Below are 16,707 nucleotides of genomic sequence, written 5' to 3' on the forward strand. Positions count from 1 at the left end.
CCGGGGATGTGACACAGGCTCTCAGCGCCGCGGGCGTCGCACACCCCGCCGGGCCCGTCGCCGAGGAGGAGCGCACCCGCCTGCCCTCCGCCTTCACCGTGCTGCGCGCCCTCGTCGCCGCGCTGGCCGGCCCGCACGACGAACTGTGGGGCCTGTACGGCGCGTTCGGCTACGACCTCGTCCTCGGCTTCGACCCCGTACCCCTGCACCAGGACCGCGACCCGCGCGACCGCACCCTCGTGCTGCACCTGCCGGACCGCATCCTCCGGATCGACCGGCGGCGCGGCACCGCCACCCTGCACAGCTACGAGTTCTCCTACGCCGGGCACGGCACCGCCGGCCTCGACCGCACCACGCCCGACGCGCCCTGCGGACCGCCCGCCGAGCCGGCCACCCGCCGTGACCACGCGCCCGGCGCGTACGCGCAGCTGGTCCGCCGCGCCAAGGAACGGTTCCGGACCGGTGACCTGTTCGAGGTCGTACCCGGCCAGAGCTTCCACCGCCGCGCCGCCGCCCCGCCGTCGGAGGTCTTCCGCAGACTCCGTGAGCGCAACCCGGCCCCGTACGGACTGCTGATGAACCTCGCCGACGGCGAGCACCTGGTCGGGGCGTCACCGGAGATGTTCGTCCGGGTCGACCCCCGCGCCCGCACGGTCGAGTCCTGCCCCATCAGCGGCACCATCGCCCGCGGCCGCGACGCCCTGGAGGACGCCGAGCAGATCCGCACGCTGCTCGCCTCCGTCAAGGAGGAGTCGGAGCTGACGATGTGCACGGACGTCGACCGCAACGACAAGGCCCGGGTGTGCGTCCCCGGCGGCGTCGAAGTCCTGGCGCGCCGTCAGATCGAGCTGTACTCCCGGCTCATCCACACCGTCGACCACGTCCGCGGCCGGCTGCGCGCCGACCGGGACGCCCTCGACGCGTTCCTGACCCACATGTGGGCGGTCACCGTCACCGGGGCGCCCAAGCGGGCCGCGATCGCCTTCGTCGAGGAGCACGAGAGCAGCCCGCGCCGCTGGTACGGCGGCGCGGTCGGCCGGATCGGCTTCGACGGCGGCCTGGAGACCGCGCTCACATTGCGCACCGTCCAGTTCCGCGACGGCGTCGCCACCGTACGGGCGGGTGCCACGCTGTTGTTCGACTCCGACCCGCAGGCGGAGGAGGACGAGACCGTGCTCAAGGCGTCCGCGCTGCTGGACGCGGTGGAGAACCCGTCGGGCCCGGCCCGCGGACGGGACGCCTCCGCCGGCCGGCCGGGGCGCGGTGCCGTGCCGGTGCCGGCCCGGCCGTGGGGCGTCGCCGACTGGGACACCGGGCGGCCCCGGCGTGTCCTGCTCGTCGACCACCAGGACTCCTTCGTCCACACGCTCGCCGATTACGTCCGCCAGACCGGTGCCGAGGTCGTCACCTACCGCGCCGGCTTCCCCGCGGAACTGCTCGACGCCGAGCGGCCGGACCTGCTGCTCCTGTCGCCGGGCCCCGGCCGCCCGGCGGACTTCGGCATGTCCGGCGTGCTGGACGGAGCACTGCTGCGCGGGATCCCGGTGTTCGGCGTGTGCCTGGGTCTGCAGGGCATCGTGGAGTACTTCGGCGGCACGCTCGGTACCCTCCCGCGGCCCGTGCACGGCAAGCCGTCGCCCGTCGAGGTGGTCGGCGACGGCGGAACGGTGTTCCGTGACCTGCCCGCCCGGTTCCGCGCCGGGCGCTACCACTCCCTGTACGCCGACACGCGCACGCTGCCCGCGGAGCTGATGGTGACGGCCCGGACGTCCGACGGCACGGTGATGGGCGTCGAGCACCGCGTGCTCCCGATCGCGGCCGTCCAGTTCCACCCGGAGTCGATCATGACGTCGGCGGAGCGCGCGGGCCGCACCCTCATCGCCAACGCCGTGACCGGCCTGGGCCGTTCCGTACCGGCCGCCGCCGCCGCGACCGCGGGGAGCCTGCGATGACCGGGGCCGGCCGGACTCCGCAGGAGGAGGGCCGGGAACGGAAGCCCGGACAGGACCCCTTCGTTCCGCACCCCCGTGACCGTGCTGCCTGTGGCATTCCGCGGTCGCCCCTCGCGCGTAACGCGCGGCTGGTCTCGCTGCCGCTCGGCTTCGCCGGTCGGTCCGCGATGCGGTTCGGCCGGCGTCTGCTGGGTCAGCCAGTGGACCTGATCACCAGCGAGCTGCAACGCCGTACGAGCCACCACCTCTTCCGGGTACTGGGCGAACTCAAGGGTGGCGCCATGAAGTTCGGGCAGATGCTGTCCGTCTTCGAGGCGGCGCTGCCCCCAGAGGTCATCGGTCCCTACCGCGCCGCCCTGACCCTCCTGCAGGAGGCCGCGCCCGCCCTGCCCGCGGAGCAGGTGCACGCCGTACTGACCGAGGAGCTGGGCGCGCGGTGGCGCGACCGCTTCACCGAGTTCGACGACACGCCCGCCGCGGCCGCCTCCATCGGCCAGGTCCACCGGGCCGTGTGGGAGGACGGCCGCCGGGTGGCCGTGAAGATCCAGTACCCGGGAGCCGGCGAGGCACTGCTCGGCGACTACACCCAACTCGGCCGCCTGATCCGGCTGTTCTCCGTGGTCACCCCCGGCCTGGACGTGGAGCCCATGCTGCGGGAACTGCGGGAGCGGGTCGCCGACGAGCTCGACTACCGACTGGAGGCCGCGGCCCAGCAGACCTTCGCCGACGCCTACCGGGGCGACAAGCAGATCCTGGTCCCGGACGTGGTGACCTTCACCCAGCGTGTGCTCGTCACCGAGTGGCTGGACGGCACCCCGGTCGCGACCGTCATCCGGGACGGCGAGCAGGCCGAGCGCGACCGCGCGGGGCTCCTGTACACCCGCTTCCTGTTCTCCGGCCCCGAGCGTGCAGGTCTGCTGCACGCCGACCCGCATCCGGGCAACTTCCGGCTGCTCGAGGACGGCCGACTCGGCGTCATCGACTTCGGTGCCGTCAAGGACCTGCCGGACGGCTTCCCGCCCGCGCTCGGCACCCTGATCAGGCTGGCGCAGGCCGGCAAGTGGGCGGCCGCCGAGGAGGTCCTCGTCGAGGAGGGCATCATCACGCCGGGCGTTCCTCTCGACCCCGCCGCGCTCGGCTCGTTCCTGCTGCCCCTCGCCACTCCGACGGCGGAGCACACGTACCACTTCACCCGCGAGTGGCTCCGCGAGGAGGTGGTGCAGGCCGTCGACCTGCGCGAGGGCGGACTGCTGCGGCGCTTCAACCTGCCGCCGTCGTACGTCCTGGTCAACCGTGTCGTCGGCCAGGCCACGGCGGTGCTGTGCCAGCTGGAGTGCGAGATCCCCTTCCGCGCCGAGGCGTCCCGCTGGCTGCCGGGCTTCACGGAGGAGCAGCCGACCGGGCCCTGACGGAGACGATCCGGGACCGTCTCAGAGCCTCCGCGTCGCCAGCGTCAGCCGGTCCCTTGCGTCGAACAGGGCGTCCTTCACCATCTGTTCGTGTGCCGGGGTCAGCCGGGCCACCGGCACCGAGCAGCTGATGGCGTCCCGGGCCGGGGTACGGTACGGAATCGCGACACCGAAGCAGCGCAGGCCCAACGTGTTCTCCTCGCGGTCCACGGCGAAGCCCTGCTCGCGGACCTGGTGGAGCTCCTCGATGAGCTTCTCGCGGTCGGTGATCGTGTTCTCGGTCAGCGCGGGGAGCGTCTCCGGGAGCATCTTGCGGACCTGCTCGTCCGAGTAAGTGCTCAGCAGCGCCTTGCCGAGGGAGGTGGAGTGGGCCGGGAGGCGGCGGCCGACCCGGGTGAAGGGGCGCAGGTAGTGCTGGGACTGGCGGGTGGCCAGGTAGACGACGTTCGTGCCGTCCAGGCGGGCCAGGTGGATCGTCTCGGTCGTGTCGTCCGACAGGCGGTCCAGCGTCGGGCGGGCCGCCGCGACCACCTCGTCGCCGTCGATGTAGGAGGTGCCGACCAGCAGCGCCCGGACGCCGATGCCGTACCGCGTGCCCGTGGCGTCCGTCTCCACCCAGCCCAGCTCGACGAGGGTGCGCAGCAACATGTAGAGACTGGACTTGGGGTATCCGACGGCCTCCTGGACCGACGCGAGGGAGTGCATGCCGGGGCGTCCGGCGAAGTATTCGAGCAGTTCAACCGTTCGTACCGCGGACTTGACCTGCGCCCCGCCGCCCGTCTCGCCAGCCGACATCGCCCTTGACCCCTTCGTTCGACGGGAAATAGTCTCCACAGCATATTCATCATCAGAGACAGCGTTCAGTATATCGAACGCCCTGGTGGATGACCCCGTACTGCGGCAATACATGTGTGGAGGGACCTGCGGTGGCAGCAGCACCAGTCTGGAGTGTCGACCCCCGAACCGGGAAGCAGCGTGAACAGGTTGCGGTGGAGGCCACAGCCCAGGAGGTGGACGCCGCTGTCCGCGCCGCGCACGAAGCGCGCGGCGCCCTCGCCGACCGCACGGTCCGCGCGGCCTTCCTGCGTACCGCCGCCGACCGGCTCCAGGGCGCCAAGGACCAGCTCGTCGAGGCCGCCGACGCGGAGACCGCGCTCGGCCCGGTCCGCCTGACCGGCGAACTCGCCCGCACCTGCTACCAGCTGCGGGCCTTCGCGGACATCGTCGACGAGGGCGCCTTCCTCGACGTCGTCATCAACCACCCCGACGACACCGCGACGCCGCCGATCCCGGACCTGCGCCGCTACAAGGTGTCCCTCGGTGTCGTCGCCGTCTACTCGGCGTCCAACTTCCCCTTCGCCTTCTCCGTCGCCGGCGGCGACACCGCGAGCGCGCTGGGCGCGGGCTGCCCGGTCGTCGTCAAGGCCCACCCCGACCACCCGGCCCTGTCGGAGCTGGTCGCGGCCGTCCTGCGGCGGGCCGCCGCCGAGCACGGCATCCCCGAGGGTGTCATCGGCCTCGTCCACGGCTTCGAGGCGGGCATCGAGCTGATCAAGCACCCGCTGGTCACCGCGGCCGGCTTCACCGGTTCGATCCGGGGTGGCCGCGCCCTCTTCGACGCGGCGGCCGCGCGGCCGGTCCCGATCCCCTTCCACGGCGAGCTGGGCTCCCTGAACCCCGTCGTCATCACCGAGGCCGCGGCCGCCGAGCGCGCGGAGGCCATCGGTACGGGGCTGGCCGGGTCCATGACGCTGGGCGTCGGGCAGTTCTGCGTGAAGCCGGGTCTTGTGCTGGTGCCGTCCGGCGCCGCGGGCGACGGCCTGGTCAAGTCGCTCACGGACGCCGTCAGCAACACCGACGCCGGTGTCCTCCTCGACCACCGCATGCGGGACAACTTCATCGCCGGTGTCGCCGAGCGTGCCGAACTCCCCGACGTGGACTCGCCGGTGACCCCGGGTTCCGGGAGCGAGCACACCGTGAGCGCCGGTTTCCTGACGGTCGCGGCCGAGAAGCTGACGAGTGAGGGGGCGTACGACCTGCTCCTCGAGGAGTGCTTCGGGCCGGTGACGGTGGTGGTGCGTTACGACGACGACGCGCAGTCGCGGGCCGTGCTGTCCCGGCTGCCGGGCAACCTCACGGCGACGGTTCACCTGTCGGCCGGGGAGGCGGCCGGTGAGGGCCGCGGCGCGGAGATCCTCGCGGAGCTGACGCCGCTGGCCGGGCGTGTGCTGGTCAATGGGTGGCCGACGGGTGTCGCCGTCGCGCCGGCTCAGCACCACGGTGGTCCCTACCCGGCGACGACCTCGACGTCGACTTCCGTCGGCGGTACGGCGATCGAGCGCTGGATGAGGCCGGTCGCCTACCAGGGCGCCCCCGAGGCGCTGCTGCCGCCGGAGCTGCGGGACGACAACCCTCTCGGTCTGCCGCGCCGCTTCAACGGTCGCCTCGAACGCTGAACGAATTAAGGGCCACATGGCGGAGGGGAAACTGGAAGACTCTGGGGATGGACGTGGAACTTCCTGAACTGCCTTTTCCCCTCCGCACCTATGGCCCCGACGGCCACTGGGCCTACGAGGACGGCATCCTCTCCGGATGGGCCGGCCCTCGGCAGGACCGGTTCGTGCCGCCCACCGGGGAGGCCCTCGACCCCGCCTCCGACGCGCCGCGTCTGCTCGGCGCACCCGAGGGCGACTTCCAGCTCATCGCGCGGGTCACCGTCGGGTTCGCCGCCGCCTTCGACGCCGGGGTGCTCTACGTCCACGTCGGGGAACGGGCCTGGGCCAAGCTCTGCCTGGAGTACTCCCCGGACGTGCCCACCGTCTGCACGGTGGTCACCCGGGGCCACTCCGATGACGCCAACTCCTTCACGGTGGAGGGAAGTTCGGTCTGGCTGCGGGTGAGCCGCACCGAGCGGGCCTTCGCCTTCCACGCCTCCCGGGACGGCGAGCGCTGGACCTTCGTCCGGCTGTTCACGCTGGGGGACGAGAAGGAGACGGACGCCGCCCTGGTCGGCTTCATGACGCAGTCGCCGATGGGGGAGGGGTGCGTCGTGACGTACGACCACCTCGAGTTCAGGCCGAACTGGCCGAAGGACCTGCGAGACGGAAGCTGAGCAGGCCCGTCACCGCCAGCAGGGCCGCGCTGATCACCAGGCTCAGCCGCATCCCCGCCACGAAACCGTCCGAGATCAGCGCCCCGAAGACCGCGATCCCCAGCGCCCCGGCCATCTGCCGCGCCGCGTTGAGCACGCCGGCCGCCAGTCCCGCCCGTTCGGCGGGCACGGCGGCCAGCATCGCCGCGGTCAGCGGCGGCACCGTCAGCGCGCAGCCCAACGCCATGGGGACGAGGAGCAGGGCCACCAGGACGGGAGACGTGCCGGAGTCGACGTACAGCATCGCGAGCAGTCCTACGACGGCCAGGCCCTGCCCCGCCACCATGGGCAACCGGGCGCCGTAGCGGCCCGCGAGCTTGCCCGCCGCCACGTTCGTCACCGCGATCAGGCCCGTCATCGGCAGGAACATCAGCCCGGCCTGGAGCGCGGAACGGCCCTGCACCTGCTGGAAGAAGAGCGAGAAGACGAACACCATGCTGTAGAAGGCCACGCTGACCGCCGCTCCCGCGGCGACCGTCACCGCCACGGTCCGGTTGCGGAAGAGGGCGAGGGGGACGACCGGGTGGGGTTGGCGTGCCTCGATCCGGAGGAACGCCGCCGCGGCCACCACGGCCACCGCCAGAGCCGCCCAGCCTGCCGTCCCGCCCTCGATCACCGCGAACGTCAGCGCCGTCAGGGCCACCACCGCCGTCACCTGACCGGGTACGTCCAGCGGTGCCGGACGGCGCTCCGAGCGCGGGGCGCGGACCAGCAGCACGAGGATCAGCGCGCCGACGGGAAGGTTGACGAAGAAGATCCCGCGCCAGTCCCAGGCCGTCGTCAGCACACCGCCCGCCACCGGACCCAGCGCCACCGCCACCGAACCGCCCGCCGCCCACACGGCCACCGCACGGGCCCGCCGCGCCGGATCGGCGTAAGCCTGCCGCACCAGCGCCAGCGAGGCCGGCAGCACCACGGCCGCCGCCATCCCCTGCACCACCCGTGCCCCGATCAGGGCGGGCAGATTCGGCGCCAGGCCGCAGGCCGCCGAGGCCAGCGTGAAGACCGCGGCGCCGAGCGCGTACGCCCGGCTTGCCCCCACCCGGTCCGAGAACGCCCCCGTGGACAGCATGAGCGCGGCGAAGGCCAGGGTGTAGGCGTCGACCACCCACTGCAGACCGGACATTCCACCCCCGAGGGAGGAACCGATCGCGGGCAGGGCCACGTTGACGATGGACGCGTCGAGGCAGACCAGTGCGAAGCCGAGGAGTCCGGCGGTGAGGGTGAGGGCGGAGGACGACCTCTTGGGCTCCAACCCGCCGTTCGAGGAGGCGAGTTCGTCGCCCTTGAGGGTCTGGTTCGTTGACATGCCCTCCATGCTGCGGATCTCCGCCGTCGTACAGTAGTGGCCGGAATGCCATGCACCCGGAGGTTCTGGCCATGCCCCAGCCGTGCGCCCCGCACCGCATCGCCGTCGTCGCGCCCTCGCCCGTCTCGATGTTCAACCTCGCCATCCCGGAGATGCTGTTCGGCAAGGTGGAGGTGGCCGGGCGGCCCGGCTACGAGGTGGTCATCTGCGCGGCCGAGCCGGGACCGGTGCCCACCACCGGCGGCCTCGACCTGTATGTGCGACGTGGTCTCGACGCCGTGCGGGAGGCGGACACGGTGCTCGTCGCGGGGACCGGGGAGCCCTTCGAGCCGGAGCCGCGGATCGTCACCGCCGTGCGTGAGGCGGCCGCCGACGGCAGGCGCATCGCGTCCCTGTGCACCGGTGCCTTCCAGCTCGCCGAGGCGGGCCTGCTGCACGGGCGCAGGGCCACCACGTACTGGGCGCACGCCGAGGAACTGCGCCGCCGGTACCCGCACGTCGACCTGCGCGGTGACGTGCTGTACGTGCAGGACGGGCCGTACGTGACCTCCTCCGGCTACGCCGCCGGCATCGACCTGTGCCTGCACATCATCCGCACCGACTACGGCGCCGCCGTCGCCAACGAGGTGGCCCGGCGCGCCCTCGTCGCGCCCGTACGGCCCGGCGGCCAGACCCAGTTCACCCAGACCCCGCTGCCGCCCGAGCGCGGCACCGCCTGCGCCGACACCCGCGGCTGGGCCATGCGCAACCTCGACAAGCCGCTCACCCTCACCGATCTGGCCCGGCACGCCGGCGTCAGCGTCCGCACCCTGACCCGCCGCTTCCACGCCGAGAGCGGGGTGAGCCCGCTGCAGTGGCTGCTGCACCAGCGCATCGAGCGCGCCAAGGAGCTGCTGGAGACCACCGCCCTGCCCATGGACCAGGTGGCCCACGCCTGCGGACTGGGCACGGCCGACTCGCTGCGGGGGCACCTGGTCCGCCGTACGGGACTCACCCCGAGCGCCTATCGGGCGCAGTTCAGCCGGCTCGGAACCGGGGCGGATGCGGTCACGTCCTCCGTTGCATGATCAGCGAACGAGTCAAGCCGGGCAGAGTCATCCGCACCGCCGTGCCCGCCGAGGTGGAGTCCATCGTCACGCTGCACGCACGGGCCCGGGCGACCTACTACCCCGACGGCATCCCGGACGACGACACCGACTGGCACGGCGCCTGGCGCAGCGCCGTCGAGCGGCCCGACGGGCACGTCCTGTGCGTGGTCGAGCAGGGCCGGATCATCGCGCTCGCCTCCTTTCGCACCCCGGAGGGCGGCGCCGCGGACACGGTCAAGCTCTTCCAGTTCCACGTCGACCCCAACCACTGGCGCAGCGGCGTCGGTACGGCCCTGCACACGGCCTGTGTCGAGGAGTGGCGGGCGGACGGCAAGCGCACGGCCGTCCTCGACGTGCACGTCGACAACCGGCGCGCCCAGTCCTTCTACGCCCGCCAGGGCTGGACCCCGGACCCGGAGAACCCGCCTGCCGAGGGTGACCACCATCTGTTCCTGTGCTTCTCCGTGCCCGGGAAATGAACGCGGGAATGAACGCGGGAATGAACGCGGCTATTTGAACGTTCACGTACAGGGGCCGGAGAGAGCCTCCGTATCCGTACGAGCTGGAGAGAGCCACAGACATGCGCGTCGAGATCTGGAGCGACATCGCCTGCCCCTGGTGCTACGTGGGCAAGGCCCGCTTCGAGAAGGCGCTCGAGGCCTTCCCGCACCGCGACCAGGTCGAGGTGGTGCACCGCTCGTTCGAGCTGGACCCCGGGCGCGCCAAGGGCGACATCCAGCCCGTGATCACCATGCTCACCAGGAAGTACGGCATGAGCGCCGCCCAGGCCCAGGCCGGCGAGGAGAACCTCGGCGCGCAGGCCGCCGCGGAGGGCCTGGAGTACCGCACCGAAGGCCGCGACCACGGCAACACCTTCGACATGCACCGGCTCCTGCACCTCGCCAAGGAGCAGGGCAAGCAGGACGCGCTGATCCAGGCCTTCTACCGGGCGAACTTCGCCGAGGAGCGGTCCGTCTTCTCCGAGGGCGACGAGCGGCTGGTGGAGCTGGCGGTGGCGGCGGGGCTCGACGCGGACGACGTCCGCAAGGTTCTCGCCGACCCGAACGCCTACGCCGACGACGTGCGCGCCGACGAGCGCGAGGCCGCCCAGCTCGGAGCCAACGGCGTGCCGTTCTTCGTCCTCGACCGCAAGTTCGGCGTCTCCGGCGCCCAGCCCGCCGAGGTCTTCCAGCAGGCGCTGACCCAGGCGTGGGGCGAGCGGTCGCCGCTGACGCTGATCGACCAGGGTGACGCGGACGCGTGCGGTCCGGATGGCTGCGCGGTGCCGCAGAACTGACCAAGTCCGCAGGTCGGGGCCGATCTATAAGCATTGCTTAGCGAAACCACGTAAAGAGTCGCAATGGACTGAGAGGTCTTCAGGGCCCACAGTGGAGCCATGGAGACCTTCGAGAGCCTGGTCCGTGCCGAGTTCAACCCGAAGACCGTCTATCTCAACACCGCGAGCACCGGGCTGCTCCCGGCCCGCACCGTGGCCGCCCTCGCCGAGGCGGCACGCATGCGGGCCGAGGGCAGGCCACTCGGCCCGCTGCACGCGGACGTGGAGGCCGCCCGGGCCGCCTTCGCCCGGCTGGCCGGCGTCCCCGTCGAGCGGGTGGCGGCGGGTTCGTCCGTCGCCGCCTACACCGGGCTGGTCGCCGCCTCGCTGCCCGCGGGCGCCGAAGTCCTCACCGCCGAGGACGACTTCACCTCCGTAGTGAACCCCTTCCACACCCGAGGCGACCTCAAGGTGCGCATCGTGCCCCTGGAGCGGCTCGCCGAGTCCGTGCGGCCCGGCACCGCGCTCGTCGCGGTCAGCGCCGCGCAGTCCGCCGACGGCCGGATCGCCGACCTGCCCGCCCTGCGCGAGGCCGCCCGCGAGCACGGCGCCCGTACGTACATCGACTTCTCGCAGGCAGGCGCCTGGCTGCCGATGGAGGCCGACGCGTACGACTTCACCGTGACCGTCTGTTACAAGTGGCTGATGGGCCCGCACGGCGCGGGCTTCCTCGTCGTGCCGGAGGACTTCGGCGGACTACTGCCGCTCCTGGCCGGCTGGGTCGCCGGGGAGAACCCCTGGGACAGCTGCTACGGCCCGGTGGCCGAACTCGCCCACTCCGCCCGGCGGTTCGACCTGCCCCCGGCCCTGTTCAGCTTCGCGGGACTGCGCCGCTCCCTCGAACTCCTCGAGGAACTCGGCGTGGACGCCGTACGCGCCCACGACCTCGCCCTCGCCGACCGCTTCCGGACCGGTCTCGCCGGCCTCGGCCACGCACCGGTGCCCGCACCCGGCTCGGCCATCGTGTCCGTGCCCGGACTCGGCCATCGCCAGCCCGAGCTGAGCGAGGCCGGGATCGAGGTCTCCGACCGCGCGGGCAACCTGCGCGCCTCCTTCCACCTCTACAACACCCCCGAGGATGTCGACCGGCTGCTGGACGCCCTGTCTGCCTGAACCGCTGGCGCGGGCCCGTCGCGGACGCCAGGAAGGGCACCAGGGGGTGGTGGTGCCGGTGGAATCCACGGGCGAAACGTCCGTACAGCTGCCTGCCGACGCGGAGGTGTACCGGCGGCTGGTGTACGGCGACGCGTCCGCGCCGGCCGAGGTGTACGCGGCGTACGGCGGGCTGGTGCGGCGGGTCGCCGTGCGCGTCACCCGCTCCGCGGCCGCCGCCGAGGACGTGGCGCAGGAGGTCTTCGCCCACCGGCGGGCCGTGGACTGGGTGCGCGGCGAGGCCCGGCACCGCAAGGACGCCGGAGCCGACGACTCCGCGCTCCAGGCCATCCCCGACGCCGGACCCGGCCCCGACGAGACGGTCGTCGACCGGGAACGCTCCCTGATGCTGCGCACCGCCCTGCGTACCTTGGCCGAGACTTTGGCCGACCCGCCGGACCCGGCGCTCGAAAGAGGCGCATGATGGCGAGAGGGGTCCGAGCAGGCACAGGCAGAGGCACAGGTACAGGTACAGGTCACGGGGAGGAGGCGGGCGATGACCGACGATCACGAGGCGGTACGTGACCTGCTGGCCGCGTGGGCCTTCGGCGCCCTCGAACCGGCCGACGAGCGGACGGTCCCGGCGCACCTCGCCGAGTGCGAGAGCTGCGCGGCGCAGGCGCAACGGCTGCGGGAGACGGTACGACTGCTGGACGGGCCGCCGCTGAATATTCTCGTGCGGTCGGCCGACGGTGTGCTCTCCCTCGCCCTGCGCACCCGCCCCGCCGCCCGCGTCGCCGCGCATGCCGCCCCCTACGCCGCCGCCGTCGCCGGGCTGAAGGCGCTGCTGCCCGAACTGGAGGGGCGCTGGACCACACCGGTCGTGCACGACTGGGACGTGCACGCCACCGTCGCCCACCTCCTCGCCGCCGACGAGCACCTGGCCGGCCGGCTCGGTGTCGCCTCGCGGGTGCCGGCCTCGCGGATCGCCGAGGGCACGGGCTGGGAGGAGGCCTGGGAGCGCCGTACCGCCGAAGTCATCGCCCATGAACACGGCCGTACGCCCGAGGAGACCGTGGCCGACTGGGCCGCGCAGGCGGGCGAGCTGCTCGGCACGGCAGAGGCCCGCGACGCCGAACTCGCCGCGCGGGCCGTGATGTTGATGGGGCTGCGGCTGCCCGTCGCCGACCACTTCCTGGTCCGCGCCTTCGAGGCGTGGATCCACACCGACGACATCGGCCGCGCGCTCGGCATCGCCGTCCCACCGCCCCCGCAGGAGCATCTGGGGCAGCTGGTCCGCCTGGCCGTCCGCATCCTCGGCCTGGCCCTGGGACCCACCGCGCCCCCGGTGCTGTTCTCGGTCACCGGGGGCGAGGAGTGGGTGCTGGGCTCCGAGGACGAGCCGGTGGCGGCCGAACTCGCCCTGGATCCCGTCGACTTCTGCCTCCTGGTCGGCGGGCGCCACACCCCGAAGACGGTGCCGAGGGGTGCCACGGGCGACGCGGCCGCCGTACGGAACGTACTGGAGCGGGCCGCGTCGCTGGCGTGGCTGTGAGAGTCACTTCACGAGATCACTTCACGGGGGTGAAGTCCCTCGCGCCGATGAACTCCGGCCGCCGTACGGGAGCCGCGAAGGGCTCGACGGCCGCGTTCTCCACACTGTTGAACACGATGAACACGTTGCTGCGCGGGAAGGGCGTGATGTTGTCGCCGGAGCCGTGCATGCAGTTGCAGTCGAACCAGGTCGCCGAACCGGCCTTGCCCGTGAAGAGCTTGATGCCGTACTCGGAGGCCATCTTGGTCAGCGCCTCGTCGGACGGCGTGCCCGCGTCCTGCATCTGCAGGGACTGCTTGTAGTTGTCCTTCGGCGTGGCGCCCGCGCAGCCGAGGAACGTGCGGTGCGAGCCGGGCATGATCATGAGCCCGCCGTTGGTGTCGTAGTTCTCGGTCAGGGCGATCGAGACGGACACCGTCCGCATGTTGGGCAGACCGTCCTCGGCGTGCCAGGTCTCGAAGTCGGAGTGCCAGTAGAAGCCGGTGGCGCCGAAGCCCGGCTTGACGTTGATCCGCGACTGGTGGACGTACACGTCCGAGCCGAGGATCTGCCGGGCCCGCCCGACGACCCGCTCGTCGCGCACCAGGTTCGCGAACACCTCGCTGATCCGGTGCACTTCGAAGACGGAGCGGATCTCCTTGGACTTCGGCTCGATGATCGAGCGCTCGTCCATGCGGATCGCCGGGTCGGTGATGAGCCGCTCCAGCTCCTGGTGGTAGACGGCGACCTCGTCCTCGGTGATGAGCTGGTCGATGGCGAGGAAGCCGTTGTGCTCGAACGACTCCAGGTCGCCCGTGGCGATCGGTCCGGGTGCGCCGGGCGGCGACCAGACGACCGGGTCCTTACGGGGGACCGATACTTCGGTGGCGCCGCGGCTGGGGTAGAGATCGGTGACGGTGGACGTGCTTGTCATGGGGTTCTCACACCTCCTCGGGCTCGGTGAGCAGCGGGTACACGCCGTTCTCGTCGTGGTCCTCCCGGCCGGTCACGGGCGGGTTGAAGACACAGAGGCAGCGGAAGTCCTCCTTGATCCGCAGCGTGTGCCTCTCGTGCCCGTCCAGGAGGTACATGGTCCCGGGCGTGATCGCGTGCGTCCGCCCGGTCTCGTGGTCGGTCAGCTCGGCCTCGCCCTCGACACAGACGACGGCCTCGATGTGGTTCGCGTACCACATCGATGTCTCCGTACCCGCGTACAGGATCGTCTCGTGCAGGGAGAAGCCGACCTTCTCCTTGGCGAGGACGATGCGTTTGCTCTCCCAGGTGCCGGACGCCGATTTCACATGGCGGTCGGTTCCTTCGATGTCCTTGAACGAACGGACGATCACGGTGCTGCGATGCCTCCTAGGTGGTGTTTCAGATGGTTTCCCGCACGGAGCGGGCGAGGATGCTGAGCCCCTCGTCCAGCTCCTCGGGGGTGATCGTGAGCGCCGGAAGCAGCTTCACGACCTGACCCTCGGGGCCCGACGTCTCGATGAGCAACCCGAGTTCGAAGGCGCGGCGCGCCACGCGTGCGGCGCGCTCCTTGTCGTGGAACTCCAGGCCCCACACGAGCCCGCGCCCGCGGTACTCCTTCACGTCGGCGAGGTTCTCCTCGGTGATGGAGATGAACGCCTGCTCGATCTGCTCACCGCGCTTGCGGGTCTGCTTCTCCATCGCCGACCCGTCCGTCCAGTACGCCTCCAGGGCGGCGGTGGCGGTGACGAAGGCGGGGTTGTTGCCGCGGAAGGTGCCGTTGTGCTCGCCCGGCTCCCAGATGTCCAGCTCGGGCTTGAACAGGCACAGCGACATGGGCAGTCCGTACCCGCTGATCGACTTCGACACGGTGACGATGTCGGGCGTGATGCCTGCCTCCTCGAAGGAGAAGAAGGCACCGGTCCTTCCGCACCCCATCTGGATGTCGTCGACGATGAGCAGCATGTCCTGCCGCTCGCACAGCGCGGCGAGCGACCGCAGCCACTCCGGGCGGGCGACGTTGATGCCGCCCTCGCCCTGCACGGTCTCGACGATCACGGCGGCGGGCTTGTTGAGCCCGGACCCCTGGTCCTCGAGCAGCCGCTCGAACCACAGGAAGTCCTCGACCGTGCCGTCGAAGTAGTTGTCGAACGGCATGGGCGTGCCGTGCACGAGCGGGATCCCGGCGCCGGCCCGCTTGAAGGCGTTGCCGGTCACGGCCAGCGAACCCAGGGACATGCCGTGGAAGGCGTTGGTGAAGGACACGATGGCCTCGCGCCCCTTCACCTTCCGCGCCAGTTTCAGCGCCGACTCGACGGCGTTCGTCCCCGTGGGCCCCGGGAACATGACCTTGTACGGCAGGTCGCGCGGCCGCAGCACGATGTTCTGGAAGGACTCCAGGAAGGCACGCTTGGCGCTGGTGGACATGTCGAGCCCGTGCGTGACGCCGTCCCGCTCCAGGTAGTCGATCAACGCCCGTTTCAGGACGGGGTTGTTGTGCCCGTAGTTCAGGGAGCCGGCCCCGGCGAAGAAGTCCAGATACTCGTGGCCGTCCTCGTCGTACATGCGGCTGCCGCGCGCGCGGTCGAAGACGGTGGGCCAGCCGCGGCAGTAGCTGCGTACCTCGGACTCCAGGGTCTCGAAGACGCTGAGGTCGGGCTGGGTGATGGTCACGACGAATCGCTCCTCGTTGCGTGGGGGGAGGTCAGAGGGAGAGGGGACCGATGCGGTAGAGGACTTCGGGGTGGTGCGGTCCGTCCGGGAACAGGCCGGCGTCGAACAGGACCTCGCGCTGCAGGGCGGCACCGTGCCGCTCCGCGAAGGAGCCGAACAGCCGCTCGGAGGCGGTGTTGCCCGGGGTGATGGTGGTCTCGATGTTCGTGACGCCGTACTCGCCACCGACTCGTGCGACGAGCCCGTCGAGCAGCGCGGCCGCGATCCCGCGTCCGCGGTGCGCGTCGTCCACGGCCACCTGCCAGACGAGCAGGGTGCGCGGACGCTCCGGCCGTACGTACCCGGTGACGAAGCCGACCGGCTCTCCACGCTCGTCGCGGGCGACGGCCGACGTGCCCGCGAAGTCGCGGCACCACAGCAGATAGCTGTACGACGAGTTGAGGTCGAGGGCCTTCGAGTCTCTGGCTATCCGCCACAGCGTGGCCCCGTCGGCCACCGCCGGACGGTCGATTTGCAGGTCTGCTAGTGCGGCAGTCATGCGAATTGAATTTACCGAGGGAAAATCGAAATTGCATGGCCGTGAGGGGTTACGTGTGAGGTCAGGGTGTGTTATCACGCGGGCGTGAGGGGTGGCGCGAGACGGGTTTGAATCGCACCTTCTGTCCGGGTAATGCCGGACAAAAAGGTCCAGCTGTGGAACGCGTCACAGACATGTAACTCCCACGAGATCTGCCCGAATTTCGCCGGTTGGTGTTCGCGGAATCTTTGTGTTTAGGTTTGCCGAAAGCGGGCAGAAGAGAATGGGAAGCTGCCCTGAAAAGGAATTCGAGAATTACGCCGAATTCAGGCTCCGGCAACTCCGTCGATGCGCTCCCGCAAAATGTCGGCGTGGCCGTTGTGCCGCGCGTACTCCTCGATCATGTGAATGAGCACCCACCGCAGACTGACCTCGACCCCGGCCATCGGCCCACCCGCGATCCGCCCCACACTCTCCAGCACCCGCCCGGCACACACCTCCCGCCCCCGCGCGATCTCCCGCTGCCACACCGAGAGCGCCTCACCGATCCCCCGCCCGGCATCGAGGGCGTACCCACTCTCGTTCCCCTCCCCGTACACCGGCGGCACGTCGAGCCCACCCACCACCCGCTGGAACCAGTTCCGCTCACACTCCGCGAGGTGCTGCACCAGCC

General features: G+C 71.3%; 17 protein-coding genes. 10 read left to right on the plus strand and 7 right to left on the minus strand.

Annotated elements, in window-relative coordinates; translation table 11 throughout:
• The first annotated feature begins 8 nt into the window (after positions 1 to 8).
• Together ADL12_RS31930 and ADL12_RS31935 are read left to right on the plus strand one after the other, a co-directional pair.
• Positions 9 to 1,952 carry an anthranilate synthase component I gene (locus ADL12_RS31930; protein ID WP_062708247.1) on the plus strand — a complete coding sequence of 648 codons (1,944 nt, stop codon included), beginning with the start codon at positions 9 to 11 and terminating at the stop codon, positions 1,950 to 1,952.
• Positions 1,949 to 3,361: an ABC1 kinase family protein gene (locus ADL12_RS31935; RefSeq protein ID WP_079052390.1), complete on the plus strand. Its 1,413-nt coding sequence runs from the start codon at positions 1,949 to 1,951 to the stop codon at positions 3,359 to 3,361. Before ADL12_RS31930 ends, ADL12_RS31935 begins: the two co-directional genes overlap by 4 nt.
• Before the next feature lie 21 nt (positions 3,362 to 3,382).
• Here ADL12_RS31935 and ADL12_RS31940 read toward each other — a convergent pair whose 3' ends face one another.
• Positions 3,383 to 4,156, minus strand: coding sequence for an IclR family transcriptional regulator (locus ADL12_RS31940; RefSeq protein ID WP_031477319.1), 774 nt, complete (start codon positions 4,154 to 4,156; stop codon positions 3,383 to 3,385).
• Positions 4,157 to 4,287: 131 nt separating this feature from the next.
• Here ADL12_RS31940 and ADL12_RS31945 point away from each other — a divergent pair, with 131 nt between their 5' ends.
• Positions 4,288 to 5,817 carry an aldehyde dehydrogenase (NADP(+)) gene (locus ADL12_RS31945; protein ID WP_079052391.1) on the plus strand — a complete coding sequence of 510 codons (1,530 nt, stop codon included), beginning with the start codon at positions 4,288 to 4,290 and terminating at the stop codon, positions 5,815 to 5,817.
• A 47-nt stretch (positions 5,818 to 5,864) separates the two neighbouring features.
• A complete protein-coding gene (locus ADL12_RS31950; RefSeq protein ID WP_062708253.1) occupies positions 5,865 to 6,473 on the plus strand; it encodes a DUF1349 domain-containing protein in 609 nt (202 codons plus the stop codon).
• On the opposite strand, the gene ADL12_RS31955 is transcribed toward ADL12_RS31950, so the two are convergent.
• Positions 6,433 to 7,821 (minus strand): MFS transporter, encoded by a 1,389-nt coding sequence (locus ADL12_RS31955; protein WP_062708314.1) that lies wholly within the window; start codon positions 7,819 to 7,821, stop codon positions 6,433 to 6,435. The genes ADL12_RS31950 and ADL12_RS31955 overlap by 41 nt on opposite strands.
• Before the next feature lie 71 nt (positions 7,822 to 7,892).
• On the opposite strand from ADL12_RS31955, the gene ADL12_RS31960 reads away from it, so the two are divergent.
• The 6 genes from ADL12_RS31960 to ADL12_RS31985 all read left to right on the plus strand — a co-directional run bounded on the left by ADL12_RS31960 (position 7,893) and on the right by ADL12_RS31985 (position 12,892).
• Positions 7,893 to 8,888, plus strand: coding sequence for a GlxA family transcriptional regulator (locus tag ADL12_RS31960; protein WP_062708311.1), 996 nt, complete (start codon positions 7,893 to 7,895; stop codon positions 8,886 to 8,888).
• Positions 8,885 to 9,388: a GNAT family N-acetyltransferase gene (locus ADL12_RS31965; RefSeq protein ID WP_062708256.1), complete on the plus strand. Its 504-nt coding sequence runs from the start codon at positions 8,885 to 8,887 to the stop codon at positions 9,386 to 9,388. Before ADL12_RS31960 ends, ADL12_RS31965 begins: the two co-directional genes overlap by 4 nt.
• Before the next feature lie 101 nt (positions 9,389 to 9,489).
• Positions 9,490 to 10,206, plus strand: a complete 717-nt coding sequence (locus ADL12_RS31970) for a DsbA family oxidoreductase (protein ID WP_062708260.1) — start codon at positions 9,490 to 9,492, stop codon at positions 10,204 to 10,206.
• Between the two features lie 99 nt (positions 10,207 to 10,305).
• Positions 10,306 to 11,358, plus strand: coding sequence for an aminotransferase class V-fold PLP-dependent enzyme (locus ADL12_RS31975; protein WP_062708263.1), 1,053 nt, complete (start codon positions 10,306 to 10,308; stop codon positions 11,356 to 11,358).
• A gap of 46 nt (positions 11,359 to 11,404) precedes the next feature.
• Positions 11,405 to 11,821 carry an RNA polymerase sigma factor gene (locus ADL12_RS31980; RefSeq protein ID WP_062708266.1) on the plus strand — a complete coding sequence of 139 codons (417 nt, stop codon included), beginning with the start codon at positions 11,405 to 11,407 and terminating at the stop codon, positions 11,819 to 11,821.
• A 72-nt stretch (positions 11,822 to 11,893) separates the two neighbouring features.
• Positions 11,894 to 12,892 carry a maleylpyruvate isomerase family mycothiol-dependent enzyme gene (locus tag ADL12_RS31985; RefSeq protein WP_062708269.1) on the plus strand — a complete coding sequence of 333 codons (999 nt, stop codon included), beginning with the start codon at positions 11,894 to 11,896 and terminating at the stop codon, positions 12,890 to 12,892.
• Between the two features lie 16 nt (positions 12,893 to 12,908).
• Here ADL12_RS31985 and thpD read toward each other — a convergent pair whose 3' ends face one another.
• The 5 genes from thpD to ADL12_RS32010 form a co-directional block, all read right to left on the minus strand.
• On the minus strand, positions 12,909 to 13,805 hold the full coding sequence (gene thpD / locus ADL12_RS31990; protein ID WP_062708272.1) for an ectoine hydroxylase: 897 nt from the start codon (positions 13,803 to 13,805) through the stop codon (positions 12,909 to 12,911).
• A gap of 7 nt (positions 13,806 to 13,812) precedes the next feature.
• Positions 13,813 to 14,217, minus strand: coding sequence for an ectoine synthase (locus tag ADL12_RS31995; protein WP_030051576.1), 405 nt, complete (start codon positions 14,215 to 14,217; stop codon positions 13,813 to 13,815).
• Between the two features lie 28 nt (positions 14,218 to 14,245).
• Positions 14,246 to 15,517: a diaminobutyrate--2-oxoglutarate transaminase gene (ectB, locus tag ADL12_RS32000; protein ID WP_062708275.1), complete on the minus strand. Its 1,272-nt coding sequence runs from the start codon at positions 15,515 to 15,517 to the stop codon at positions 14,246 to 14,248.
• Between the two features lie 31 nt (positions 15,518 to 15,548).
• Positions 15,549 to 16,055, minus strand: coding sequence for a diaminobutyrate acetyltransferase (gene ectA / locus ADL12_RS32005; protein ID WP_062708278.1), 507 nt, complete (start codon positions 16,053 to 16,055; stop codon positions 15,549 to 15,551).
• A 305-nt stretch (positions 16,056 to 16,360) separates the two neighbouring features.
• On the minus strand, positions 16,361 to 16,707 hold a 347-nt coding region (locus tag ADL12_RS32010), incomplete at its 5' end, for a DinB family protein (protein ID WP_159053352.1).

Source organism: Streptomyces regalis (genome assembly GCF_001509475.1).
Classification (GTDB): domain Bacteria; phylum Actinomycetota; class Actinomycetes; order Streptomycetales; family Streptomycetaceae; genus Streptomyces; species Streptomyces regalis.

Bases quoted from the DNA above. Each gene is read 5' to 3' on its own strand.
- thpD (WP_062708272.1), bottom strand. From the start codon at position 13,805: ATGACAAGCACGTCCACCGTCACCGATCTCTACCCCAGCCGCGGCGCC.
- ADL12_RS31955 (WP_062708314.1), bottom strand. From the start codon at position 7,821: ATGTCAACGAACCAGACCCTCAAGGGCGACGAACTCGCCTCCTCGAAC.
- ADL12_RS31970 (WP_062708260.1), top strand. From the start codon at position 9,490: ATGCGCGTCGAGATCTGGAGCGACATCGCCTGCCCCTGGTGCTACGTG.
- ADL12_RS31960 (WP_062708311.1), top strand. From the start codon at position 7,893: ATGCCCCAGCCGTGCGCCCCGCACCGCATCGCCGTCGTCGCGCCCTCG.
- ADL12_RS31975 (WP_062708263.1), top strand. From the start codon at position 10,306: ATGGAGACCTTCGAGAGCCTGGTCCGTGCCGAGTTCAACCCGAAGACC.
- ectA (WP_062708278.1), bottom strand. From the start codon at position 16,055: ATGACTGCCGCACTAGCAGACCTGCAAATCGACCGTCCGGCGGTGGCC.
- ADL12_RS31940 (WP_031477319.1), bottom strand. From the start codon at position 4,156: ATGTCGGCTGGCGAGACGGGCGGCGGGGCGCAGGTCAAGTCCGCGGTA.
- ADL12_RS31950 (WP_062708253.1), top strand. From the start codon at position 5,865: ATGGACGTGGAACTTCCTGAACTGCCTTTTCCCCTCCGCACCTATGGC.
- ADL12_RS31985 (WP_062708269.1), top strand. From the start codon at position 11,894: ATGACCGACGATCACGAGGCGGTACGTGACCTGCTGGCCGCGTGGGCC.
- ADL12_RS31965 (WP_062708256.1), top strand. From the start codon at position 8,885: ATGATCAGCGAACGAGTCAAGCCGGGCAGAGTCATCCGCACCGCCGTG.
- ADL12_RS31935 (WP_079052390.1), top strand. From the start codon at position 1,949: ATGACCGGGGCCGGCCGGACTCCGCAGGAGGAGGGCCGGGAACGGAAG.